The sequence below is a fragment of the Vibrio sp. DW001 genome (assembly GCF_029016285.1).
Classification (GTDB): Bacteria; Pseudomonadota; Gammaproteobacteria; order Enterobacterales; family Vibrionaceae; genus Vibrio.
In genome coordinates this window covers 2624216-2648448 of sequence record NZ_CP091975.1, presented here as the reverse complement: position 1 = coordinate 2648448, position 24233 = coordinate 2624216, and the positions used below count along the sequence as shown (strand labels likewise).

The following is a 24233-nucleotide window of genomic DNA, read 5'->3' as shown; positions in this document are numbered from 1 at the left end:
ATTTCCGGGATAATGATAAAGGATGGTAGGTGCTAACCCAGATAGAATTCATCAGGTGGTAGCTGACCACCAATAATTGCCGGGTTAGTCTCCGCAAGTATCGAGTAGAAGCTCTCAATTTCGCTCTGAATATCTTTTGCTTTGGACAGACCAAAATTACAAAACGGTATCGAACGTTCAATCACAGGTGCTTTCAGAGCCATATAGGCTTCACCCAACCGTCCAGCACTGGTTGGGTTATTTACCACCCAGTTAGTTGAGCGAGTAAGAGCTGCGTTTAGTCTGTCTGGCAGATCTGGCATCTCATCCAGAAGCGAATCAGAAACCATCATACCTGCCTGTGGAATACGCGCAGGTCCGCCCGTCACTTCTCCCCATACGCTCTGAAGGTCGATGACTCGCGTCATTTTCTTCGCAGACTTCAGACCTTTCAGCAACGCTGCTGTAGCAGCTGGCTCAGGCAATACCGCATGTTTCGCGCGTCCGGATAGCAATAACTGCAAACCTTCAAACGGACTACTTACATAGTTCAGGCGATAATCCTTGTCGACAGCCATACCCTTTTTAGCGGCAACATGCTGGAACACCAGGTCAGGCATATCGGCTTTAAATGGCATAACAATATCCTGACCTTTTAGATCTTCTATTGTTTTTACGTTTTCATCTGCTGAAATTACATACAAAAGTCCCCAGGTCATCATGTTCATCAGACGAACTTTCAAGCCCTTATTATGCAGGTTTGCTGCTACATAACTTGGCGTACCAGCTAACTCCCAGCGACCAGCGACAAAGTTCGTTCTAAGAACGTCCGGGTTGCGGTAGGTTTCAAAGCTCAGGTTTTCAACCAGACTTGGGATTGCTCCCGTTTCAGCTGCATGCGCCAGTGTTACTGAAGGGCCAACAGGTGGGCCATACATAGTTAGTTGATTACGTTTTTTATTCCCATTCGCAAACGCCATCCCCGGAATCAGGCTGCTACCTGCTACCGTTGCACCAACAAATCCGCAATTACGAAGAAATTCTCTTCTTGTAGTACTCATTCTTTTGTTCTCCTTAAAAGTTTGCAGCAATGGCGACATAGAAGCTACGCTCCGGTGCTTCTACAAGAACTCGATTACCTTCGAGCGAGAACTTCGCCATGCTGTCGGTGTAAGATTCGTTAGTCAGGTTATCGACACCTACTTTAATGCCGTATCGGTCTTTAAACTGCGCCGATGCATATAAGCCTACTGTAGTAAATGAATCTGCTTCACCACCGTCATAACCACTGCCCGTTGTTGGGTCGGCATCAACGCTGTTTTGCTCTGCTACATAACGAATTTGAGTACCTACGTTCCAGGTACCACCTGTGCTTAGGTAATCGGAGTAGTCGAAGAAAAGATTACCTTCGAATGGAGAAACATAGTAAAGATCGCGATCGTCCGTCGTGTTTTCACCGTCTGTAAAGTTCAACACTAGGCGAGTAGCAAATTTTCTAGTCAGATTGGCTTTAGCATCGATTTCAATTGCAGACATCGTTGCATCAACGTTACGCCAGATTCGCGCATAATCGCTTACTGAGATCCCTGCTTGCGCTCGTGCACGGTCACGAGTAATAAAGTCATTGATATCATCGTAATAAACTGTAGCATCTATATCCCATGCCATACCATGACCACGGGTTCTACCATAATTCACCCAGTTTTCACTCGACTTACCTATACCCGCTTCAATTCTTCTGTGCTGTTCCCACTCAATATCCGGGTTACCTACCGCGCGAGCACTGGTACCCACAGGTTGATCCTGTACACCAGCAAATGAAGTAACAGCAAAGTACCGCTCCTGAGTATCCGGAGAACGGAAGAAGTTTGCTACTGAGGCATAGCCTGTCAGGCCTGAAGCATTATCATAATCCCACTGAAGCTTGGCGCTAAAGTTGCCTTCACTCTGATCCAAATCGACATCACCGTAGTATGTCTGATAAAGCTGAAGCGCACTCATATTGCCGGCACCAGGGGTGTTAGTAGCACGCGTCGCGTTGGTCGCTGTTGCGTCTACATATTTGTAGTTAACACCAAACGTTACTGTTTGTGCTGTCGCTACATCGAACTCGGAAACCGCAGAAAGTAGCCACTCATCCATCTCTACACCCGGATAGTGGTATGCACTCACATAATCAAGACCTGCCGTATTTGGACCACCATATCTTTTTGCATCGTGGCTGATATCGGAATAATCAAGCGCAAGGTTAACTTTTGAGCCAAGGACCATTAAGTCGGAATCAGCTTTAAAACCATTAACTGTGCGGTCTACTTTTGCTTTTTGCTGTTGCGCTACAGGCGTGTCTCTAAGGCTATAGTTATCGGCTGTTCTGTCTAAGGAGATAGAAGAGAACTCAAGGTGAAAATCCTGAACAATAGAACCATTTACGTTCTCATCCCACATCAGTTTTGCAACCTGACGATCCGTGTCGATGGGATCAACACCATAGCCGCCCGCAACCTTCAGTGCGCCACCGTAGTATCCAACGCCTGTCGCTATGGGGTTCTTGTTATCTTCAATAATATCCCTAATATAAACTAGCTTTACATCAGTACTGCTTCTAGGGGTTGTACCCAATACAATTTGGCCAGCCTGCCTGTCGTAGCCAAAACGTATTTCTTCACCAGACTCACCGTCATATTCACTCGCGGATTCATCCACAATGATAGCGCGACCATAAAACTTGGTGCCTTTCTTTCGTACATCAGCAAAGGTTTCATGTCCACCAGTAGCACTGTTATACGAAGTGCCTACAAGCGCTGTTCTTGAGCTTGAGTTGACGACAGTATCAATTGCACCTTGTGTTGGTTCGGCCTGAGGCTGAACATAAGGCATCTCTCCTCCCGGCTGATTCAGGTCGTACAGTGGCATAACCGCAAACGGAGAAGGCTTGCCATGTGCCTTAAGTTGGGGAATAAAATCTTCTGCTTGTGCGACATTTGTTGTTAGCAGTAACGCACAGGATATCGCCAACGATACTTTACTCCTTGACGCTCTTCTAATGGAGTGGGTATACCAGTTTATGTTTCCCATTTTTGTCCCTTTAACTACTCATTTGTGAGGAAATCCATCATCTGGTTTGTGACATACCACTGCTCAAATCAAATGATAACAATTCTCATTCTAATCTAGGTTCACTACTGACACCCTTGATAATAATCAAGTGTGTCATTTGGCATATGAATATCTAATAGAAGAAGCTACTAAAAAATGTCAGGAGAGCACATGAGCGAGAACGAACTGAACATAACAATGGAACAGGTACTGGCAGGCAGTGTCAACAGCGACACTCTTGTCGATAAAGTTATTATAGGATTGAACTGGACGATGGTAAGAGCTGGTGATCTATGCGGCGTGGCAAGAAGTCCAGACAGAGGTACTGAAGGTGCTCGAACTATTCGGCCTTCAGAGGGTTTTTCTGGCAAAACGTTAGGTGAACTTGCCGGATACCTGTGTTCTCCTGATTCCTTGATGCGATCTTTAGGACTCGCGGCCGTCAATGCTTGGTGGAACAGAAAGGAACTTTTTCCAGAAGCAGAGAAATTTGTAACTGAAATGGGTGGGCTTTCTGCGATAGAGGCTCCGGGAGAAAATGTTGTGATTGTTGGTGGTTTCAGAGGGGCACAAAAACGCCTGCCACTATCGCGAATTATAGAAAGAGAACCAAAACCGGGAGATACCTCTGTTGAAGATGCACCACAAGCCTACGCCGAAGCCAAACAATTAGCGATCACTGCTCAAACTCTAATGAACGGAAGCCTCCCATCCATTCTAGAGCAAAGCGCCATGGTTTCCAGTCGCATATTGGTCGGACCGAGTACACCATTGTGTCCACTACTATTTAACTTCGGACTAACCGAACTTAGTGGTGCCGTTATCATTGATGCTGATGCCGCAGAAACGTTTATTCTTGAATCAGGCACCATGATTATGCTGGATAATATAGCTGTAAGCAGACACTTAATTTTGTGAGATTCTGATGGAGTTTATAGACCAAAAATTAAGCTGGAAAGTTTTGGGGTACTTAGTGCTTCAAAGGTTGGTAGTGCATTGTATGCTTTGCTAAAAATTCGGCATAAAGTAAATCAGGTAAACACAGAGTGTAGATGAAAAGTTCTGTCCAGAAACGAGTTGTGTGAGAAGTACGGCTAAGAAAGTTTTACCCCTTTGTGCGTTAGTATTTTTACTTAACACATTTCATCGTTCTCAATTTGACCTACTTTTAGTAATTCCATAAAACTGGAACTATAGTTGGACAATCGCTCTAATAAGGTGACCAAAAACAGTGTTCTACTACAGTGTAGACAAGTGAAAATATTAGGGAATGAATATAGAAGCCTTTCTGCGCTAATTGAATGCGCAGAAAGGACTGTTTAATTTAGTATTATTATTGGCACTGCTTAAGGCTGTTAATCATGGCGATCAACAGCGAGGTGTATTGATCTGATCCGATAGCAATATCGGCACCGATTGGATCCATCGTCCCAATAGTGGTAACCGTTGAACCTTCGAAAACCGTGTTGACCAACTTTGGATTGTACTGTGGTTCTGTGAATACGCAGCTAACACCCAGATCTTTCACCGTTTGACGAATCTCTTTGACTCTAGCTGGACTTGGATCCGATGCGTCAGATAACGAAATCGCTCCAGTTGCGGTTAGATTAAAGCGCTGTTCAAAATATTGGTAGGCATCATGAAAAACGATGAACTTGATACCTTTCAGGTCGTTAGCCTGTTTCTCTATATCGGTAGTCAGTTGACTTAAACGAGCAATCGTCGCTTTTGCGTTATCTTGATAGGCTTGTGCGTGCTCAGGGTCGGCGTCAACCAAGGCCTCTAAAATGGTGTTTACCCAGACGGCTGCATTCTTAGGATCTAACCATGCATGCGGGTCATGGCCTTCATGGTGATGGTGATGCTCTGCTTCATCGCTTTCTTCTTCATGATGCTGTTCATGGTCGTGGTCATGTTTGTCACCATGCTCTTTATGCTCTTCATGGCCCTCAAATGTTGCCCCCTCTCGGAAGTCATAAAGCGTTGTGTCTTTTGATTCCGTCATTTCAATCTGAATTGCAGAACCCGCTAGACTAGTTAGTGGCTTTTCAAGCCACGGGGTTAAGCCTTCTCCAATCCAAAAAACGATATCTGCTTCAGACAGCGCTTTGGCTTCAGAAGGACGTAACGCGTACTCGTGTGGCGAAGCTTCTGGACGAATCAGTAACTCAGGTTTTCCTACCTCACCCATAACCTGTGTAACGAGCGAGTGCAGGGGAGCGATATCAACCGCTACTTTAGGAACTTGAGCGTGAGCCAATGAGGATGTGGCTAAGCTAATAAAAGTGCCTAATAAGGCTTTCTTGAGCATGATTTTCTCCTAATGAGGTTCTTATCGATATCAAAAATATCATGAGTGGTAACTATTTATGTTATGTTATAACATAACATTTAGTGAATGTGGCATTTGTTTTTTTTAAAAACTTAGCCAATCTGTCAACACAATAGAGAATAGGTAAATGCTAATTTCATCACAGGCGTTATCGGTCAAGTTTGGTGGGCACCTTGTACTGGACAACATTAATATGTCTGTCAGCAAAGGTGAGATAGTCACTATCGTTGGTCCGAATGGTTCGGGAAAATCGACGTTATTGCGAACCTTGATTGGTGCCGTTTCCCCAGCCCATGGCAATATTGAACGTGCTCATGACCTAAAGATTGGCTATGTTCCCCAACGCTTGCATATTGATGAGACACTGCCAATGACAGTCCATCGATTCTTAACGCTTCCAGTAAGGCACCCCAAAGCTTCCATTGACAATGCTCTGGAAAAGGCTGGTGTGGCAGGTCTGATTAAGCAGCAAGTGATGTCTATGTCTGGAGGCCAACTTCAACGAGTATTATTAGCCCGAGCGTTATTGGAAGAACCCTCATTATTGTTGCTCGATGAGGCTACTCAAGGTTTAGATCAGCGTGGCGCGGTAGATTTTTACCGACAAATTGATGATATTCGAAAAGAGACTGGATGTACGGTCATCATGGTAAGTCATGATTTGCATGTGGTGATGCGGCGAACAGATAGAGTGATCTGTTTGAATGGTTATGTTTGTTGTGAAGGTGCTCCAGCTAAAGTGAGCGCATCGCCTGAGTACAAAGCGCTCTTTGGCCTGGACGATGACAATATTTTGGGGGTGTATCAGCATCAACCTTCGTCTAGCTATCGCCAAAGGAGACCTCTAAATGTTGGATGATTTTCTTTTGCGAGCAGCCTTAGCTGGTTTAGGTGTGACATTGGCGGCCGCGCCATTGGGCTGCTTTATCGTATGGCGGAGAATGGCCTATTTCGGTGACGCGACGGCTCATGCCTCTATGTTGGGTGTCGCCCTGTCACTCGCTTTTTCGCTTCCCATATTCCCTAGCGTATTGTTTATAGCTTTGTTAATGGCCATCACGGTTTCTACGCTTAGCGGGAGAGGGTATGCGATGGACACCTTGCTTGGAGTGTTGGCGCACTCTGCACTGGCGATTGGGCTTGTCGCCGTATCATTTCTATCTGGTGTTCGTTTGGATCTAATGGCGTATCTATTTGGTGATATTTTGGCGGTGAGTAAAATGGACTTACTGATGATTTGGGGCGGCACCTTGCTGGTAATTGGACTGATAAGTCAGCGATGGGCTGGTCTTTTATTATCTACGCTCAATCCAGATTTGGCGATGGCCAGCGGTTACTCGCCAAAACGTGAACAACTGATCCTGACCATTGCGCTTGCTGTTGTGGTGGCTGTAGCGATTAAGGTCGTGGGAGTATTGTTGATTGTGGCGATGTTGATTATTCCTGCCGCTACTGCTCGACCATTTAGCCATACACCTGAAATGATGGCGGTATTTGCAGCCTTGATAGGATGCAGTTCGAGTGTGATTGGACTGCGTACGTCATTTGTATTCGATACACCAACCGGCCCTACGATGGTGTGTATTGCTACTGTTTTTTTCGTGCTCTCAAGCTTGGTCTGGAGAGTAATTGGCAAAGCACGGACTGCGAGGCAAGGGCGGTCTGAGATGAATAGAACCCAAGAAGATATATGAGTGAAATCAATAAGGAGTCGATGATGAACAAATACAAAGTATCGCGAAACGAGAAAAATCATCATCGATGATAAATCGCTACCGCATTCATTGCTGTATCCCTTTGCGACTAGCGAGGTTGATGTATGAATCTTCAGGCCGCTGTTGAACCCGTTCGCTCGGATATCACAAGTTTGTTGCCGATAGGCGACCAACTAGGTGTTTTAGCAAGCATATATCAACCAGATCATAACATTGCCATATGGCAGCGCTCACTGTCGAATGAACTTGAGAAGAGCATTCAGCAATTGCTAAACGAGGATATTCAATTAGCTTTGGTACAGGGCGTTACACCGCAAAGTTGTTTTGATTACATACAAAAGAAGTTAGTCGGACACGCTTGTGCAGAAGGGCTAGCTGAAGATATCGCGTTGATAGTGGATATGTTTTGTTGTCTGTTTGACCTAAAAGAAGCCGGATTACGGTTAACAACGTTAGATAAGCCAATGTGCCCTAAGTTTCATGTCGATAGGCTACCATGTCGTTTGGTCACAACCTATGTTGGTTCCGCGACACAATGGTTGAAGAATGACTATATTGACCGGAGCAAACTGGGATCTGGCAGCTTAGGTCAGTTGGATAAATTGTCCGGTCTGTATAAGAACGAGTTGATGATAGAGCAGATGAACAATGGTGATGTCGCGTTGCTCAAAGGTAGTGGTTGGGAAGGCAATGAAAAAGCCGGTTTGGTTCATCGCTCACCAGCATTAGCCTCATGTGAGAGAAGGTTGTTATTAACCTTGGACATGATGTAGCAATACTCATTTTATGCGAAGAGCGGGAATCTATATGCGAGATAACGAAGCTGTTATACAACATGCCGAGAAAAGCTGTAAGGCTCACGGGAAACTACTAACAGAAAAACGCAAACTGGTTTTGCGTGCGTTGGTCCAATCTAATAAGGAACTTTCTGCTTATGAACTTGCTGACTATTGTAAGGAGCATTTTGGTCAAAACATTAAAGCAATGTCGGTGTATCGCATCTTGGATTTTCTTGAGACAGAGCATCTAGCTCATAAGATCAATGTTTCGAATAAGTACATTGCTTGTTCACATATCCTTTGCGAACACGAGCACGGTATCGCTCAATTTTTGATCTGTTCAGAGTGCGGAAGAATTAGTGAGTTAACAACAGGTTCAACTGTCGTAACCGAACTGCAATCGCACGCGAGACAAGAAGGCTTCACCATGACTAAACCTCAACTCGAAATAAGTTGCGTGTGTGATGACTGTGCTAAATAACGAGAAAATAAAAATGTTAAGAAAAAACCCAATCGGGCATATGCCTGAGGTGTCGGAAAACGCCTTCATTGACCCAACCGCTATTATTTGCGGGAAGGTGACGATTGAAGACAACGTCTTTATTGGGCCATATGCGGTAATTCGAGCCGATGAAGTAAACGAACAAGGCGAAATGGAAACCATCTTAATTAAGCGCGATACCAACATTCAAGATGGTGTGGTTATCCATTCCAAAGCGGGTGCCGCAGTGACAATTGGAGAGCGTTCATCCATTGCCCACCGTTCTATTATTCACGGCCCATGTGAAGTAAGCGATGATGTGTTCATTGGCTTCAATTCTGTTGTGTTTAATGCCTTTATCGGCAAAGGCTGTGTAATTCGGCACAACTGCGTGGTAGATGGACTCGATTTGCCAGAATATTTTCATGTTCCCCCTATGACGAACATTAGCGACAAATTTGATTTGCAAAGCATATCCAAAGTACCACCGGAATACTCGGCTTTTTCTGAGTCGGTGGTTTCGGCAAACCATACGCTAGTAGAAGGTTATCGGAGAATTTCGAATGAGCTTTGATAGCGTACCTATATTGGCGGTACCGACCAATATCATTACCGGTTTTCTTGGAGTGGGGAAAACTACCGCTATTCTTAAACTGCTGGAGAGCAAACCTGCTAACGAACGTTGGGCCGTGTTGGTTAATGAGTTTGGTGAAATCGGTGTTGATGGCAGCTTATTACAGGGTCACAACAATGAGCCGAAACATGTGTTTATCCGAGAAGTTCCGGGTGGTTGCATGTGTTGTGCAGCAGGGTTACCAATGCAAATTGCAATAGCCGATACAGTTGTTGGCAATAAGCTTGATCTCTATGTAGATGCTGATAAGTCAAGGTTAGAAGAATACGTAGATGGAATAGGCGCTCTTAATGCCAAGTTGATATTCGCGAAGCATGGTACGATCAATATCGCGGAACTAGAGGGCGAAACAAACGCTAAGCAGCGTCCACATCATCACCATCATAGAAGAAAACCACTTGCTTCCGAATTACCTATGCCAGAAAGCGGCATCGTTAGGGCAACAAATAACGAAGAAGGGTTTGAAAGTATTGGTTGGCGCTTCGCGCCAGATAAACATTTTGATCGTCAACGTCTACATCATTTTCTCATAGAGCTAAAAGTAGAGCGCATAAAGGCCGTATTTATTACGCCTGATGGGGTGTTTGGATTCAACCTAACTGAAGATGGCTTAACAGAAGTAAAATTAGATGATTGTGTAGAGAGTCGTATCGAAATAATTTCAGACTCTATCAATTCAGTAATAGAGCACAAATTACTTGAGTGTTTAGTAAGTTAAGAACCCTTTTAAACGGGTTCTTAACTTATATTTTCTTATTTTGAACTTTATACCGAAAACATTGGGGAAATACCAAAATCTTGGCTGCCCATAAATAACAGACCGAATACGATTAGCAATAAACCAGCAAAAAGTTGAAGAGAGTAGCCTGCCAGTTTCCAACTTGCTTGGCGGCTACTTTTCTCTGTTACCAGATAACGTTTTATTAGGTGTTTTCCAGCGAGAGTCATTATTGCAATGATCGACGTTGTCAGCGCTGTCCCTGCTGCCATCACTACTGCGCTAATTACGCCCATCCAATATAAATCGACCATATTAGCAAATAAAAGTACCATGATAGCGCCAGTGCAGGGCCTTATTCCGATAGTGGCTACAATGCCAATATATTCTTTCCAGGTAGAGGCACGATTAATCGCTTCAGCGTCAACGACATGCTTATGACCGCAACCACATTCATCATGATGTATATGGTGACTTTCGACCGCGTTAGCGTTAATTCCGGGATTTAGGTTTGAAGAGTGATGAAAGGGAGATTTTAACGAGAAAACTCTATCGTCTTCTTGTGCATTTACCTGCATGAGAGTGGTAACCTTTAGTCTTGTGGGGGAAATTGAACGATAAAGTTGTTTTACAGCCTTCCAACATATTAACCCACCAAGCACCGCTACCAAGGCAAAGCTCAGAGATACAAAGAACGTGGCTTTGAGATTAACTGTTTGCATTGAAGCGCTAAAACACCATAGTAGAACGCTTACCAATACAACTGCTACTAAGGCCTGACACATGGCCGAAACTACGGTCAATATTAAGCTGGACTTCACCTTCGTCGGATGTGTCGCTAAATACGTTGTCACTATCACTTTTCCGTGCCCAGGACCTAATGAATGGAGCATGCCATATAAAAAACTGACTCCAGCTAAGTACGCACCAGCGATAAGTGGATTTGTTTTTGCGTCGTATAATAGATCGGCTAGTAGAGCATTTACCTCTCGTTGCCACGATATACTCTTGATAACCAACATCGGCCAAACTATCCATAGCTGATATAGGCTAACGATCAAAACGAGTGAGACAATTATGGCTACATACCTGTTTCGTTTATAAGGCTTGGTGTTGCTCGTTTTATTTTGCATCGAGTTCAATTTCATGGTCATCCGTTTTCGTTAACGAAGCGTTATTTGTCGGCGGCTATATTCGTGCAATGAATCTGTACCGTTTGAGTAAAGAGTTGTCCCAACGCATTATCTGGGTCAGCTTTTGCTGGCAAAGACATGGCGTAAGTCATCTGTTCTAACGTTGGAGTTGGTTCAATGAGCGCTATCTGACAATCACGAGCAAGGTCCTCTGATAGGACAACATCATTTATCGAATTCCAAGTCATATCCACATAATAGCTCGGCTCGAAAATCAGCAGACGCAATGTATCTTTGGTAATTGGTTTCGGTTTAGATAAAGGCAGTTCGAAGCTAAGCACTAATTTTGCTCTGTCACGTGTTAGTTTTTCGTTTTGAGCAACCTTGTATCTGATTGGTGTATCACCATCATAAAAATAGGTGAAGTAGTGTTCGTAGAGCATGTTTTTTAATACTGAAACCGCAACATTATGTAGGGTTTCTTGCTCGTTTTTGGAAGAAGTATCTTCTCCATCAAGCATATAAGCCGATGTCATGGCATCAAACGACCACTCCATTCTAAAGCCCGTGATAATACTATCCGTACCTTCGATGTGAGTCTTCATAGTAACCCAGGAGTGCGGGTGAGCCTGGGTCGAAGGTGTAAATAAGCTTGCTAATACGCAAAGCGAGCTAAACCGGCAAAGCTGAAGTGGAGAAAAACTACAGTTAAAAATCAAGTTTAAGGTATCTGTAATAGATCTATTTATTCGTCTAAACAAATAGACGCTCTGTCTTAACAGGATAATGGTGTGCCTCTTAATGCGATTGATTATCGATTGTTATGTTATAATATAACAAAAATGAAAAACCAAAAAGCTTTTAATCGACACGATGACAGACTCAATCCTGACTCTCTTTTCGAAACATTTATCAAAACAAAAACTCCAGCGTCGCAACTTTATCTGAGGTGTTGTTTGATGTTTATAGGATACCCAAGATCAAACACGATAGCGCGGTGGGTGAATGTAATTAGCGTTCTAATTCTTAACTTTGTATTACTTTAATTAATCCTTTGAGTGCTAATTTAGCAAGTCATATAACACAGAGTTGTCCAAAAACGTGTTTGAAATTGATCAATCTATATGTGATCAATCTATATTGTTCTCGAATGATGGGTAACCTTGATCATAAGTAGCAATAAAGATCAAACATTACTACGCGACAGCTCAATTCTTAGGCTAGGTTAAACCATTATCGATCAAACTCTATTGTCCGCCGACACATACATATTGCTGATAAAGAAGAAGGCTTATTGTATATCGCCGGGGTTTTCAAATCTTCATGCACACTTCGCGACTTAGACTTTACAGCCACTTCATAATGATGAGTAATCCACTGATAATTTGAATACATACATTGCTAGGTCGCGAAAATTATGAGGTAGAGCTAGCTGGAAAGGCCTCATCATCAGTTTATATATACATTCTCCATTCGCTACCTTTTATTTTGTTGTCAACGTAAGAGATTCGTTTTTTGGCTTAGTCATCAACGACGAACTATCCAAAACAATAGAACTCAACGGTAGCTATTAGAATTGATAATGACATTATCCCTTAATGAAAATTTGTCAAAACGTTATGTATTTAAGTTGTAAGTTGTTGTTATATAGTTATTAATTGTCAAATAATGGCTTGACAATAAGGCTGATATTACTCTAGTTTGTCATTATGAATAACCTGAAGATATGAAGGTTCAGTAGTAATGAAAACAAGAGAACTAAAAGAAAACAAGTTTATCACATCGGTGATAGATGAAAGCCTAAAGGCAGAAATCTTATCATGTGCAAAAAAATGCCATATTGCTGGCAATAATAAGTATGAAATAGGTCCAATTCAAACATATCTTGCGTTGTTAGTTGATTGCTTAGATCTATCTCCCAACTCTGTAGTTGGTGCGTCGTTATTACATGAACTTAATACTGAAAAAGGGTTAGCTAAACTATTCAAATCGCTAACTGGAATGATTATTTGTGAAGACCAAAATTCAAATGCAAGAATTAGGGAACTGTGTAACAAAGCATCAACTTTATTTGAATGTTGGGCCAAGCAAAGTAATGTCAATTTTGAGCAAGTAAAGTTTACCACGAGCTTAGATGATCAATACTCAATCTCATCAATAGAAACATATAGGTCATTATCCCTAAACAAGGATAAACTACGTGTTTACAAGGGTTATATCATTGTAGGGCAAGATGGAGGAAGAGTTAGTCTAGATTTGAGCGCAATATTTTATTCTTATGGAGGCCCATTTACATCAAAAGTATATGAATCTTGGAGTAAAGTAGCTGGTTCCAAAAATAGTGCTTCTTGGAGATCAACTAGAGTTTATATATTAAAGTTTTGGGATGTAATTATAGAGCGATATTCAAGTTTAGATGATGTATATAATGCGTTGTCAGCAAGAAATCAATATTATACAGTACAGCTAGTATATAACTCTATTTTAATTGATGCCATTAACAATGACCTAAGTATAGAGAGTTTTCACTCAAACTGGTCATTAGCTGAGACGTATTTTAAGTTGGTCTTTATCGATTCCGGTATGTTCCCTATGCCAGCTGTACCGTGGTTCACCCCAAAGTTTTCTTCAAACATTATTAAAACACGTAGAAAAAAAGCACATAGACTACCAATTAAGCATGATATTGGCATAAGTGAAACACTGATAACAAACCTACCACTACATATATCTGATGATGAAGCGATGGCTCAGTTGCTGAAGTGCGTCTCAAGAGATTTAGCGCATGTAGCTGAATCATCAAAAATAGCTATTCAAGAAGTTGACAGTCAGTACAGCAATTGTGAGAAACTTTCATCCCAAGGCATAATTAAACATGAATGTACTCAACCTGTAGTGAATTTAGGACCTTCGTATCCTGAAAATACATGTGCGACATTTTCATATTATTCTTATGATTCACCATGTAAGCCTAGTGAATATTTGAATTTTTTAAGATGGAAAGGTAAAGCTGGTGATCTTGCTGGCTTAATTTGTACCCCTTTATTAGAAACTCTAGCTCCTTTTATAACTATTCTGATGCTCGAGCACCCAGAAATTACACCACTTTGGTTAAGTGAGTGGAGATATCTAAATAGTGAGTCAGAGATATTCCTAGAGAAAGATGGTAAGTATATAATAAGCTCGATCAATAAGGATGTTATTCTAAATAAAGTCACTAAGCAGGCTGTAGAAGGTATATTTAATATTACAGCAATATCTAGGGGTTGGCTGCAAGGTAAAAACAATCCTGATTCGATATATATGGTTTTATATTGTAGTTACCCCATTGGTAAGCCCAAGAAAATTCCTACCAAATACATTGTTGAAATTAAAGATAGTAATATTTTGAACAGAAATGAAAGCAACAAACTATTGGAGAAAATAAATGATACTCAGCGTCGATACAAAAACTTTGAAATTATGAGGAAAAATGGTGCTGTTAAACATGTTCATGTTGAGCCTAAATTTGAAATTGGATTTTCAGCACCAGAAAACTTATTAGCAACTTTTTTTCACTATACATTTAATCAAAAAGGTAAGCGAAATGGAGATTACCCTGCATTTTTAGGGTGTTTGAACCAATCTGAAAAACTAACCAAATTTTTGGTATTACCAACGACCAAGGTTCTATACCCCTTCCTGGCGCTGTTAGTGGCTGAACACCCAATTATTACACCTTCTTGGCTTGAAAATTGGGAGTATAGAGATGTTAAAGGTAGAAATGTTGGTTTTTTCGAAAGTGATGGTGATTGGTTTATCTCTTCATATAAGAACCGTCGTGGAGCGGATTTGTCTGAACAAACGATACAATTAAATGAAAGAAGTAAATATGTTGTAGAAGTACTTCTTCGTATTACTAAGTTGTGTCGAAATTACTTAGAAGAAAAAGGCGACCTTCAAGCAAGATATATGTTATTGAGTGTAGAAACAGTAGTAATTGAACCTAGAAGAGTAAAAAGACTATACGCAAACCCTGGTATGTATGAGTGCAAAACAGCGGAGAGTCTAAGAGGTATCTATAACGCTCCGCAAGAAATTGATGGTATTGACCAATATTCAGAAGATATTGCTAAAAGTATTAGTAGGAACGTTACATTACGAAGGATTAGAAGCACGGTAGCTGTTTCAGTGTATCTAAAAACCAGAAGTCTAAAAGCAATGGCAGAAGCGCTAGGTCATAAGGAGTATAGGCCAGTTCTAATAGACTCGTATTTGCCGAAGGAGTTGCAGGAATACTTTATGAATAGGTGGATAAGGCAATTTCAAAACTCAATTATTTTTGAATGTATGAAAGAGTCAGATCTTTTATATCAAGCGATTGATGTGGATAAGTTGAATATTGAAGAGTTTTTAAATAACCATGGATTTGGTGATTTTCCGATTAACTTGCTAGATAATGGAAGTAGTGAAAATATTGATTGCAATAAATCTGATTTGGTAACATTTACACTTAATGTCGCTATCTTACAGGTTTTAATCTTGATCCTTAGCGTTGGAGATGAATTACCTAAGGAAAAGGCCTTAACAGAAAAAGCTATGAACTGGTATGAATTAGCAAAATTTATATTGTGCTCTATTTCTTTAGCGTCGTCGAGTATTTCAAGAGATATAAAAGACTACTATGAATTGGCTAAAAACAACCCGTTGCCAAAACGACTATTAATAGAAGAATTGGTAATGTTAAAGGGTGATATTAATGACTGAGCAAATCAATGGTAATAATGAAAATGAACTTATTAGTTCAATTTTGGATGAGAAGTTGACAATCTATAGTATGACTGACGATGAATTATCTAGATTTAGGGGGGTTTCCAAAAGTGGGAGTTTAAGTACCGAGTTACTAGTAAAGTTACAGCAAAAAATTTTGACCCCGGTTGTTAAATCTTATAATGATGTGTGTTTATCGCAATACTTTTCTAATGATAGCGATATTAGTAGTGATAAATGGGATATTCGATTTCAAGAAAAAGGGGTAAATAAGTTAACTTTAGATTTTAATGTTATAATGTATGATGGCCAAATGTTAACGAGTCCAAAGCATAGCAAGTTATTGGATATTTTTAAGTGGTGGTTATTAGTTCCTTTCAATTCAATGTACACAGGTGGAAAGCAATATTCTGGCGGAACATTATATATATATGTCCGCGCTATAGCTAGCTGGATTGACTCAATACTCTATCACCAGAAAAGCTTGAATCTTTGTGAGCGTCATATGTCATCTGTAAATGAAGATTTCTGCAAGGCTGTTTTAGTTGATTATGGAATGGGGAAGTATATTGGTAGTCGTTATAATTTCTATTCGGATGTTAGCAGTCTTCTAAAGGAATCGGCTTTAAGTGTTAGTGAGGCTGATTTGAATGTATTTGAAAAACGATTTCCGCCAATTTGCTCAACCGATAAATGCCTACATATGACGGAACTAGACATAAGGAAATCCCGTTGTTGGCTATTTAATAATGGTTATTATGGCCAAGGAAGAAAACATTATAATTACAACTACACTTTTAAGCAGTATCCAGACTTGGAGAATATGAAGTCAAACTATTGTATATATAACAATGCAAAGTATATAAGCCCACCAGAGTTATTATTATATGAATCGGATGATTGTAGTACAAAAGAGTTTGAAGCTGTAGATGTTAGAGTTGAAAGTGAATTTCGAGGTTCTGGAGCGATAAATAATCTATTATATTCTTTGAGGTTTTTGTTTAGTGTAGAATTGAAAATTGATAATCATGATGTACGGGTTGAGGAACTATCTAAGATAGAATTAAATATTATTCGTGAATTAGTCAATTCAAAACCGGCAGGTAGATTTAATACATTACCAGTAAATACTGTATTTAAAGCTATTGGTGATGCATTTTCTTTCTCCTTGAAGAATTCTGATGGTATATTTAATTCGATGTACAATGTTATATTTAATTTGCCAACAAAAGTAAGTGTAAATGATCGAAATACGCTCGCTTATAGAAGGGGGGCTGTGACCGACTATATTTTTGATGATGTAAAGATCCTTGGTGTAAAAGAATTTAGTATTACAGGTGATACACAGCGAGCGCTTGGAAATAACTATTTTAGCGCGATTAGGAATAATCATAGTTTTATCGATTTATACAGGGTTTCGATTGGCTCTATGATTTTGTTGGTTGGAGCTCTTATGGCAAGGAGAGTAACAGAGATCATAGACTTGGACTTAAAATCATGTCTAAGCCCTGACTCAAATCCCAATTTAAGTGAAAATATAGATGTTGAATACTATTTAAATTTTCAAAATCAGAAATCAGGTGTTAGCACTAATACCAAAAAAGGTAGAGTAAAGGATTCTCTATCGAGACCGATACCGAGAAGTTTGGCGAAATTAATTTACAACTACAAAACGTTTGCAATGAGATTGTTAGAGTTATGTGGCGTAAAATATAAAACTAATAATTTTTTAGTGTCTGTAAACCCAACTTCAATGAAGGCGTTTTTTACATCTAAAAACCAATGTGGTATTAATTCATATCTAGATTACTTCTGTGATTACTTCCAAACAGAAATAATTACTCAAGATGATGGTCAGGTATATAGATACTATATTCGTACGCACCAGTTAAGACGTTTTTTTGCAATGGTGTTTTTCTGGAGTAAAAACAATGGTGGTTTGGAAACACTACGTCATATGTTGGGTCATACTGATATTAGACATGTATATAATTATATAACTGAAAAAACAACGGGTGGAGTTCTGAATGGTATTAAAGCTCATTATATTAGAGAGTCATATAAAGATGGCGATATAGAAGTGATTGACAAATTACGAAGTGTTTTAAAGTTAAGATACAACACAGATTCACTAGAAATAGCAACTTTGAGTGAAGCTACAAATCGATATGATAATGAGGATTATACAACAAGTCCAGAGTTCAAAGATTTTGATAATTCAAAACAAGAAGAGGAACTGATTTCAAATCTATTGAAGGACGGGGCAATTAGTTTAGATTTTGAATTTTTCACTGTAGAAGACGAATTAGGAAAGTATGAAGATTATAGGATTGTTTTGAAAGTATTTGAGGACTTTTGTGATGGGAAATGAAGTTAAAATAGACTCTTTACAGTCAGAGTTAAGCCTTCTGGAAAATATATTATCTAATCCGGATGAATTTAGAAGTAACGACACTCTGATTTGTTCACTGAAAACTCAATCATCATTTTCCATGTGGAAAGATGACTCTCTGGGTATTCAATCATATTCCCTTAATACCCAGAAGCGTCTGGCAAATGAACTTATTGGTGGTTATACAAGGTTGAATAATAGTCGACTGAAAGCTTTGATGTTGCTAACGCAAGGCACCGATAACGTTAAGATAAAAGCTAACAGAGCGGAAACCATATCGAGGCTTAAGGAAGTGAAAAATGACTTAACTTCAGAACTAGAAATAGTAAGAAATCATAACTTGCTGTTAACCGCGATCGTAAGTACACAACTAGAAGCTCTGCACAGATACAGTAACAGCTTAGTAGATAAGGAGATTTCATATGATGCAGAGCATATGATAAAAAAAGTAATGGCCCAATTGGATTTTACTAATAGAAATACACTACCAACAAATTCTATTGGCTAAATTTAACGTCTATAGGAAGTTAATCATGAAAAAGAAATTAGTATCCACCCTTGGGGCTTGCCAAATATGGGATTTTTATAGTGTTACAGAAGAAAAGTTGGTAACGAAAGATGTAAGCAATATCCCCTTTCTTCAGTATCCAAATAGAACACCATGTATAGAGGCCAACTTGTACATGCTGTCAATCGTAAACGGCCGTTCATTAAAATTTGGTGGCGGTACTTTAAAGCAGTATGCTTATAGTATTTCATTACTGATTCGTTTTGTCTTTGACAATCAAATAAAGTTTACCACAATGAATAATGACCGATTTTGTCAGTTCATTCGTAATTTACAAGCTCGTGATGAAAACGGTGACAATATTCGTTCTGCTAACAGAGTAATTGAAATAGGTAGACAATGTATTTCATTTTTGTTTTTTGCACAGAGTTTTTATCGTAAGGAAAATTTGATCGGTAGTGACTATAGCTATCAGATTAAAGTAGAGAAAAAGAGTAATTCAATCAAAATTGAAGGTGGGAGGACAACTAAAACTGACCATTACTATCATCATTTCTCACTTCCAAATCCAGTAGGAACTAGACGGAGAAAGCCAATATCTGTTACAGCATCAAGAAAAATGCTTGAGGTGATTCGCGAAAATAAAGACCCATTCAAGCGGCAAAGAGATATGTGTTTATACGAATTACTTGAGCAAACAGGCGGTAGGATTGGTGAAATCTCCTTGATCACTATAGATGACATTCGAGAAGCCAATAGTAGCAACGAAAATGCGCCATCACTAAGGTTAACAACGTTGAAAAGGAAAGACCGGAAATCAATTCGTTATGTTCCTGTACCAAGATTAGTCATCGATAATTTGATGTCTCTCGTTAGAACTCGTCGACGTGTTATACGAAAAAAAATACAAAGTACTACATGCTCTTTATCGTCAGATCATGGCTACTTATTCGCGAATGTCCACACCGGTAAAGCGATGAGTCGTGACTCACTGTCTAATCTAGTAGCAGAATGGAGGATAAAAAGTGGAATTCAAGAAATGGGACATGCACATTTGTTTCGACATGCTTATATTACTGCAACATTAAAGCGAATGCTTTTACAGGTTGAAATAGAAACGAAGGACCAGCTTAGAAAAAGCTTATTAGATATCAACAAGCTAAAACAACAATTACAGCAGTGGACAGGGCACACAAACATAAGTTCTCTTGACCCATATATAGACTTAGTTTTTTCCGATATTTCTGGAATCAAAAAGATTGTTAGAAAATTAAATATCGAGCCTTCTTTTCAGATCTTCGATAGGACTTTGGAACAGATCATTACTGATATGGAGGATGGTTTAATCTCTAAGTCTGAAGCGGCGCTAAAGATGCGACAATGCGCAATTTCTTTTAAGAAGGACAGGGCGACAGATGAGACATAATAGTGCAGGAAGCTAATTTTCAGCGTCTAGATCTTGATTGTTTAGCAGTGTTTTTATGTGTTCAACGAGCTCTTTTTGATCTTTTTGTCTAAGTTTTTTAATAAGATAGGCGAGCTCAGCTGATACGTCATCTTCGCAAAAGAAATAATTTAATGGTACATCTAGCTCATCAGCTATTCTCTTTAGCGTACTAATATCAGGCGTATGTTTTCCTTTCTCATATTGATTCATTCTTGCACTAGCTGAGCTTTCATCAATACCAACTCGTATCCCAAGTGTTTTTTGGGAAATCTTTGCCTTTTTGCGAATAGCTTTGAGCCGCTGTGGGGTAGGGTTGTCGATTGACATTGATATTTCATAATATTTTGCTCTCGGTAACTAAGATTTTCTTAGTTTTACCTATTTCTGTATACTAAGCAATCCTTAGTGTTTTGAGTGGTGTAAGAAAGAAATGAAGCGTCCTATAAAAATCAGTGCCGTAATGCATAAACTATTGATAGAGAAAAGAATGAATGGCTTTACAATTATTGAGCTTAGAGATGCATTGATCTCTATTGAAGGTGCAAGTTCTGATTTAGATGAAGCACGCAAGACGGTTTACCGCCAAACCTTACGCTTTGTTAAGAACAATTGGCTTCGAGTTGAAGGAGCTGGGCAAAAAAAACGTTACTTTCAAACGGATCTGTTTAAAAGTCTTCAGGTCACTCCAAAGACTGCTTGTATTAAAGCAATATCTCCCCGGTCTCCAGACTATTCTGTATTGGAAATAGAGTGTAACCAGTACAAAGGCGAACTAGAAATTGTACTTGGTGAGATAGACGAATATAAATCATTGGGTTACAGGTTCCCTGAACTTGAATCAAAACTAGCCCCATTACTTGATCAAACGCGAATGCGATCTGCACTGTTATTAGGCAAGGTAAACGTACTCACAAATGTTTTGAGTGCACTCTCAGAGGAACACCTTCCGTGTTAAGGCAGTGGCAACGGGAATGTTCAGAGCAGGTTTTGCACAAGTACAATTCGAATCAAACGCACTTCTTTTGTCAGGCAACACCAGGGGCAGGAAAGACGGTTCTTGCCGCATCGGTTGCATCTAGATTGCTGACCGAAGATATGGTCGATCTTATTTTGTGCTTTTCGCCTTCTTTAACGGTTTCTAATGGAATAAAAAGAACATTCTCGACAACGTTAAAATCCCCTTTTAATGGTGGGTTGGGTTCTATTGGACAGTCTTTAACTTACCAATCTATGCAATTTTTAGGTGATGAATTTTGGGAGACATTAAGTAAGTATAGAGTCTTTGTTGTTTTTGATGAAATACACCACTGTTCAGGTAAAGAGCCGGCGAATGCGAACGTTTGGGGCCAACAAATACTGGCTAAGATACAAGCGCTAGCAACATACACTCTTGCCATGTCTGGAACTCCTTGGCGTTCTGACTCGTTACCAATAGTAATGGGAGAGTATAGTGATCCAGAAGGTCAGTTATTGGTGGATTATCAATACACGTTAAAACAAGCTATAGCAGATAATGTTTGTAGATCACCAAAAATTGTATTGATCGATAACGAGAACCTATCCGTAAGCGGTGACGAAACAACGGAGTCGTTTTCTTCAATTCTGGAGATGATTAAACAAACAAAGACATCGTATCAAAGTGTTGTTCACAACCAGAAGGCAATGGAATATCTATTGTGGTCAGGCTGTAAAAAATTGGCTGAAATACGGTTGGAAAAAGCAAGTGCTGGCGGATTAGTTGTGGCATCCTCGGTTCAACATGCTCTAGAAATCAAGAAAATACTTTCTCAAAAGTACGCTCAAACAGTCTCAATCGTTACTTACCGTCATGAAGAGCCTTTGGCTGAGATTGATCGCTTTCGCCAAGCGGATACACAGTGGATTGTAAGTGTTGGGATGATCAGTGAAGGCACTGATATACCTCGCCTTCAGGTCTGTTGCCATATGAGCGCGGTTAAAACTGAACTTTATTTCAGACAAGTACTTGGGCGTATTTTACGCGTTAGTGGTTCTGCTCAGGAAGAAGCATGGCTATTTACTTTTGCCGAAAAAAGTCTTATTGAATTTTCTGAACGAATAGAGCAAGACATTCCAGAGTCGTGCATGTTCTCGAAAATGACCGAGCACGTAGAACATAAAATAGTTACCAATGAGTCTTTTAGTAAAAATAATGGATTACTGCTAGAGAGCCGTCAGCATCCCAATCTGACATGGAATAATCCTATGGCTGATAAAGCTCAAGTGCATCAACCTTTAAATAACTCAGAACAACTTCTGCTAGGAACGTTTAGACAGCGTGTCATTTCAGCCTTTTTAAGATGAAGTCGACTTTGGAATGAATATGCTAAATATCGACTGGTCTGGCTCTATCAAGAAATCTTCTAAGAGTTATCTGGAAGTTCAGTTTGCTGATCTACTCTTCATCGTCATGACTAATTTGTATACCGTCTCTATCAGGGTGGTTTAAAATATGGTCCTCCCAATTTATAACGTCTATCTCGTAAACTACTTGATTACGAACACTCTCACCCGCCTCATGCATTGTTGATTTGTCACCCGTAATCAATGGGTGCCATTTAGGTAGTATCTTACCTTCAGCAAGTAATCGATAAGAGCAGGTATCAGGAAGCCAGTGGAACTCTGAAATTTTCTCTCGACTTAACTTTAGGCACTCTTCACCAGATTCAAATCTGTTTGCGTAGTCTTTGCAAGAGCATGTATCACTATTAAGCCAGCTGCATGCGACATTGGTGTAATAAACTTCTTCAGTATCTTCATCCATGAGTTTGTGTAAACAGCACTTGCCACACTGATCGCAAAGTGATTCCCACTCTGTGTCAGTCATCTCTGCCAGTGCTTTTCTTTCCCAAAAATGAACCATGAAAATAAACCTTTTTTGAACTGCTCGGAAGCATGTCTACTTAAAACACACGTTATATAGGTGCAGCAAGCAAAGTGCAAGTTCTTCGAGGATGAAATCGTAGATCTAGGGTTAGGTTAACCCTGTATCTATGAGAGTTCAGGGGGCATCCAGTTATACCCATTCAACTTGAAGATGCAGGTTTGAGTAGCTGAAAATTATCCGTAATTCTGGACACCAGCGAGCCTGCAATTTCTGGTAATGTTACATTGAAAAATTCTTTGATAGCGGAGACAAACTCTCTCTTCGACGAGAAGTAAACATTGTTCCGAGCATGCTCATTCATCACTTTCCAGAGACGTTCTATCGGATTTAGGTTCCGACTGTAGGGCGGTAAGTAATGAAGTTCAATATTGAGAACTTTTGCTGCATCTTTCACCAATTTAGCTCGATGATAGGCCGCTCCATCTAGGATAAGGTGTACCTTCTGCTTTAGTGGATAGTGCTCTTTCTTTAGTTTCCAGAAAAAGCGAACAATGCTCTCACTATTAATGGTGTCATACGTTTCAGTGACTGTCGCGCCAATGTCTTTCAGTGACAGTGATCTGCACCAGTAAGACTGGACAACTAATTTCGTGACTTTCCAATACCAAAATTTATTCGTATTCTACAAATTTGAGTGATTGCACTAAGAAGGTTTTGTTGTCCAGAGGCTTTTATAACAATGGATCGGTTAACAAGCTAATTAGATGGTACGCGCCACACTTAAGCTAAAATTAGCAATGTCGATGAACATTTAGAGGTTCCATCATGTCTGTTATTAAAGTTATTGGTATAGATCTCGGTAAGTCTGTTTTTCATTTAATCGGCCATGACCATGCTGACCGTGAAATTTACCGCCACAAGTTGAACCGAGTTAAGCCCATTCAATTTATCTCGTTGTATGAACCAACAATCATAGCAATGGAGGCGTGTTGTGGCGCACATTGGCTAGCGAGAAAATGCCAAGAATATGGCCTTGAAGTTAAGTTGATACCAGCACAGTATGTAAAACCATACGTCAAAAGCCACAAGAATGACTTCATTGATGCTGACGCGATCGCCGAAGCTGTCATTAGACCTAATATGAGATTTGTTTCTCCAAAAAGCGAACAAGCCCAAATTAGTACGGTAATTAGGAGAATCAGAACAGGGTATATTTGCGAAAGAACATCGTGTATGAATAGAATTGGTTCCATCTTGCTGGAGTTTGGTATCAGCTTTCCCCGTGGACATGCGAACATGAAAAAGTTGTTTCAGTGGCTAGCAGATAAAGATGGAGTAGTTCCCCCACAGCTCATTCTCGAGCTTCGCGATCAACTGGATTATTACAACCAATTAAATTGAACCAAAGTTTATTATTCCAGCATT

20 protein-coding genes and 2 pseudogenes are annotated in these 24233 nt (G+C 40.0%); 14 read left to right on the top strand and 8 right to left on the bottom strand.

Translation table 11 applies throughout. The features are described from left to right. Window positions 1-32: 32 nt before the first annotated feature. Together L3V77_RS12010 and L3V77_RS12005 are read right to left on the bottom strand one after the other, a co-directional pair. Window positions 33-1040 carry a PhnD/SsuA/transferrin family substrate-binding protein gene (locus L3V77_RS12010; protein ID WP_275134378.1) on the bottom strand — a complete coding sequence of 336 codons (1008 nt, stop codon included), beginning with the start codon at window positions 1038-1040 and terminating at the stop codon, window positions 33-35. 13 nt (window positions 1041-1053) lie between these two features. Continuing rightward, window positions 1054-3054 (bottom strand): TonB-dependent receptor, encoded by a 2001-nt coding sequence (locus tag L3V77_RS12005; RefSeq protein ID WP_275134377.1) that lies wholly within the window; start codon window positions 3052-3054, stop codon window positions 1054-1056. A gap of 192 nt (window positions 3055-3246) precedes the next feature. Between L3V77_RS12005 and L3V77_RS12000 the strand changes: the two genes are divergently transcribed. Then, complete coding sequence (locus L3V77_RS12000) at window positions 3247-3993, top strand: DUF364 domain-containing protein (protein WP_275134376.1); 747 nt, start codon at window positions 3247-3249, stop codon at window positions 3991-3993. A gap of 415 nt (window positions 3994-4408) precedes the next feature. Here L3V77_RS12000 and L3V77_RS11995 read toward each other — a convergent pair whose 3' ends face one another. After that, window positions 4409-5386, bottom strand: a complete 978-nt coding sequence (locus L3V77_RS11995) for a zinc ABC transporter substrate-binding protein (protein ID WP_275134375.1) — start codon at window positions 5384-5386, stop codon at window positions 4409-4411. Window positions 5387-5534: 148 nt separating this feature from the next. On the opposite strand from L3V77_RS11995, the gene L3V77_RS11990 reads away from it, so the two are divergent. The 6 genes from L3V77_RS11990 to L3V77_RS11965 all read left to right on the top strand — a co-directional run bounded on the left by L3V77_RS11990 (window position 5535) and on the right by L3V77_RS11965 (window position 9734). Then, complete coding sequence (locus tag L3V77_RS11990; protein WP_275134374.1) at window positions 5535-6266, top strand: ATP-binding cassette domain-containing protein; 732 nt, start codon at window positions 5535-5537, stop codon at window positions 6264-6266. Beyond that, window positions 6256-7101, top strand: a complete 846-nt coding sequence (locus tag L3V77_RS11985) for a metal ABC transporter permease (RefSeq protein ID WP_275134373.1) — start codon at window positions 6256-6258, stop codon at window positions 7099-7101. The genes L3V77_RS11990 and L3V77_RS11985 overlap by 11 nt, the downstream gene beginning before the upstream one ends. 125 nt (window positions 7102-7226) lie before the next feature. Then, on the top strand, window positions 7227-7895 hold the full coding sequence (locus L3V77_RS11980) for a DUF1826 domain-containing protein (protein ID WP_275134372.1): 669 nt from the start codon (window positions 7227-7229) through the stop codon (window positions 7893-7895). Window positions 7896-7929: 34 nt separating this feature from the next. Further along, on the top strand, window positions 7930-8382 hold the full coding sequence (locus tag L3V77_RS11975; RefSeq protein WP_275134371.1) for a transcriptional repressor: 453 nt from the start codon (window positions 7930-7932) through the stop codon (window positions 8380-8382). Between the two features lie 13 nt (window positions 8383-8395). Further along, window positions 8396-8956: a carbonate dehydratase gene (locus L3V77_RS11970; protein WP_275134370.1), complete on the top strand. Its 561-nt coding sequence runs from the start codon at window positions 8396-8398 to the stop codon at window positions 8954-8956. Continuing rightward, window positions 8946-9734, top strand: a complete 789-nt coding sequence (locus tag L3V77_RS11965) for a GTP-binding protein (RefSeq protein WP_275134369.1) — start codon at window positions 8946-8948, stop codon at window positions 9732-9734. Before L3V77_RS11970 ends, L3V77_RS11965 begins: the two co-directional genes overlap by 11 nt. A gap of 47 nt (window positions 9735-9781) precedes the next feature. Here the strand turns inward: L3V77_RS11965 and L3V77_RS11960 are convergent, their stop codons facing one another. Beyond that, a complete protein-coding gene (locus tag L3V77_RS11960; RefSeq protein ID WP_275134368.1) occupies window positions 9782-10882 on the bottom strand; it encodes a nickel/cobalt transporter in 1101 nt (366 codons plus the stop codon). Window positions 10883-10908: 26 nt separating this feature from the next. After that, the gene (locus L3V77_RS11955) at window positions 10909-11472 is read right to left on the bottom strand and encodes a DUF1007 family protein (RefSeq protein WP_275134367.1); all 564 of its coding nucleotides are present in this window, start codon (window positions 11470-11472) and stop codon (window positions 10909-10911) included. A 1138-nt stretch (window positions 11473-12610) separates the two neighbouring features. On the opposite strand from L3V77_RS11955, the gene L3V77_RS11950 reads away from it, so the two are divergent. Genes L3V77_RS11950 through L3V77_RS11935 form a run of 4 tightly spaced genes read left to right on the top strand, consistent with a single transcriptional unit; the run spans window position 12611 to window position 19942 of the window. Continuing rightward, entirely contained in the window at window positions 12611-15613 is a 3003-nt protein-coding gene (locus tag L3V77_RS11950; RefSeq protein WP_275134366.1) for a hypothetical protein, read from the top strand. Beyond that, complete coding sequence (locus L3V77_RS11945; RefSeq protein ID WP_275134365.1) at window positions 15606-17987, top strand: hypothetical protein; 2382 nt, start codon at window positions 15606-15608, stop codon at window positions 17985-17987. The genes L3V77_RS11950 and L3V77_RS11945 overlap by 8 nt, the downstream gene beginning before the upstream one ends. Further along, window positions 17977-18516 (top strand): hypothetical protein, encoded by a 540-nt coding sequence (locus tag L3V77_RS11940; RefSeq protein ID WP_275134364.1) that lies wholly within the window; start codon window positions 17977-17979, stop codon window positions 18514-18516. The genes L3V77_RS11945 and L3V77_RS11940 overlap by 11 nt, the downstream gene beginning before the upstream one ends. A gap of 25 nt (window positions 18517-18541) precedes the next feature. Beyond that, window positions 18542-19942: a site-specific integrase gene (locus L3V77_RS11935; protein WP_275134363.1), complete on the top strand. Its 1401-nt coding sequence runs from the start codon at window positions 18542-18544 to the stop codon at window positions 19940-19942. A gap of 12 nt (window positions 19943-19954) precedes the next feature. Here L3V77_RS11935 and L3V77_RS11930 read toward each other — a convergent pair whose 3' ends face one another. After that, window positions 19955-20290, bottom strand: a complete 336-nt coding sequence (locus L3V77_RS11930) for a helix-turn-helix transcriptional regulator (RefSeq protein ID WP_275134362.1) — start codon at window positions 20288-20290, stop codon at window positions 19955-19957. A gap of 115 nt (window positions 20291-20405) precedes the next feature. Here L3V77_RS11930 and L3V77_RS11925 point away from each other — a divergent pair, with 115 nt between their 5' ends. Both L3V77_RS11925 and L3V77_RS11920 read left to right on the top strand, forming a co-directional pair. Next, on the top strand, window positions 20406-20918 hold the full coding sequence (locus L3V77_RS11925; protein ID WP_275136756.1) for a hypothetical protein: 513 nt from the start codon (window positions 20406-20408) through the stop codon (window positions 20916-20918). Further along, window positions 20912-22285, top strand: a complete 1374-nt coding sequence (locus L3V77_RS11920; protein ID WP_275134361.1) for a DEAD/DEAH box helicase family protein — start codon at window positions 20912-20914, stop codon at window positions 22283-22285. Before L3V77_RS11925 ends, L3V77_RS11920 begins: the two co-directional genes overlap by 7 nt. 91 nt (window positions 22286-22376) lie before the next feature. On the opposite strand, the gene L3V77_RS11915 is transcribed toward L3V77_RS11920, so the two are convergent. Both L3V77_RS11915 and L3V77_RS11910 read right to left on the bottom strand, forming a co-directional pair. Further along, entirely contained in the window at window positions 22377-22844 is a 468-nt protein-coding gene (locus L3V77_RS11915) for a YcgN family cysteine cluster protein (protein ID WP_275134360.1), read from the bottom strand. A gap of 163 nt (window positions 22845-23007) precedes the next feature. Further along, window positions 23008-23427, bottom strand: a pseudogene (locus L3V77_RS11910) (IS630 family transposase); the annotation flags it as partial. Window positions 23428-23633: 206 nt separating this feature from the next. Between L3V77_RS11910 and L3V77_RS11905 the strand changes: the two are divergent. After that, a pseudogene (locus L3V77_RS11905) lies at window positions 23634-24206 on the top strand (IS110 family transposase); the annotation flags it as partial. Between the last annotated feature and the right edge of the window lie 27 nt (window positions 24207-24233).

Bases quoted from the DNA above. Each gene is read 5' to 3' on its own strand.
- L3V77_RS11990 (WP_275134374.1), top strand. From the start codon at position 5,535: ATGCTAATTTCATCACAGGCGTTATCGGTCAAGTTTGGTGGGCACCTT.
- L3V77_RS12010 (WP_275134378.1), bottom strand. From the start codon at position 1,040: ATGAGTACTACAAGAAGAGAATTTCTTCGTAATTGCGGATTTGTTGGT.
- L3V77_RS11930 (WP_275134362.1), bottom strand. From the start codon at position 20,290: ATGTCAATCGACAACCCTACCCCACAGCGGCTCAAAGCTATTCGCAAA.
- L3V77_RS11985 (WP_275134373.1), top strand. From the start codon at position 6,256: ATGTTGGATGATTTTCTTTTGCGAGCAGCCTTAGCTGGTTTAGGTGTG.
- L3V77_RS12000 (WP_275134376.1), top strand. From the start codon at position 3,247: ATGAGCGAGAACGAACTGAACATAACAATGGAACAGGTACTGGCAGGC.
- L3V77_RS11960 (WP_275134368.1), bottom strand. From the start codon at position 10,882: ATGAAATTGAACTCGATGCAAAATAAAACGAGCAACACCAAGCCTTAT.
- L3V77_RS11935 (WP_275134363.1), top strand. From the start codon at position 18,542: ATGAAAAAGAAATTAGTATCCACCCTTGGGGCTTGCCAAATATGGGAT.
- L3V77_RS11965 (WP_275134369.1), top strand. From the start codon at position 8,946: ATGAGCTTTGATAGCGTACCTATATTGGCGGTACCGACCAATATCATT.
- L3V77_RS11970 (WP_275134370.1), top strand. From the start codon at position 8,396: ATGTTAAGAAAAAACCCAATCGGGCATATGCCTGAGGTGTCGGAAAAC.
- L3V77_RS11975 (WP_275134371.1), top strand. From the start codon at position 7,930: ATGCGAGATAACGAAGCTGTTATACAACATGCCGAGAAAAGCTGTAAG.
- L3V77_RS11950 (WP_275134366.1), top strand. From the start codon at position 12,611: ATGAAAACAAGAGAACTAAAAGAAAACAAGTTTATCACATCGGTGATA.
- L3V77_RS11940 (WP_275134364.1), top strand. From the start codon at position 17,977: ATGGGAAATGAAGTTAAAATAGACTCTTTACAGTCAGAGTTAAGCCTT.
- L3V77_RS11995 (WP_275134375.1), bottom strand. From the start codon at position 5,386: ATGCTCAAGAAAGCCTTATTAGGCACTTTTATTAGCTTAGCCACATCC.
- L3V77_RS11980 (WP_275134372.1), top strand. From the start codon at position 7,227: ATGAATCTTCAGGCCGCTGTTGAACCCGTTCGCTCGGATATCACAAGT.
- L3V77_RS11955 (WP_275134367.1), bottom strand. From the start codon at position 11,472: ATGAAGACTCACATCGAAGGTACGGATAGTATTATCACGGGCTTTAGA.
- L3V77_RS12005 (WP_275134377.1), bottom strand. From the start codon at position 3,054: ATGGGAAACATAAACTGGTATACCCACTCCATTAGAAGAGCGTCAAGG.
- L3V77_RS11945 (WP_275134365.1), top strand. From the start codon at position 15,606: ATGACTGAGCAAATCAATGGTAATAATGAAAATGAACTTATTAGTTCA.
- L3V77_RS11915 (WP_275134360.1), bottom strand. From the start codon at position 22,844: ATGGTTCATTTTTGGGAAAGAAAAGCACTGGCAGAGATGACTGACACA.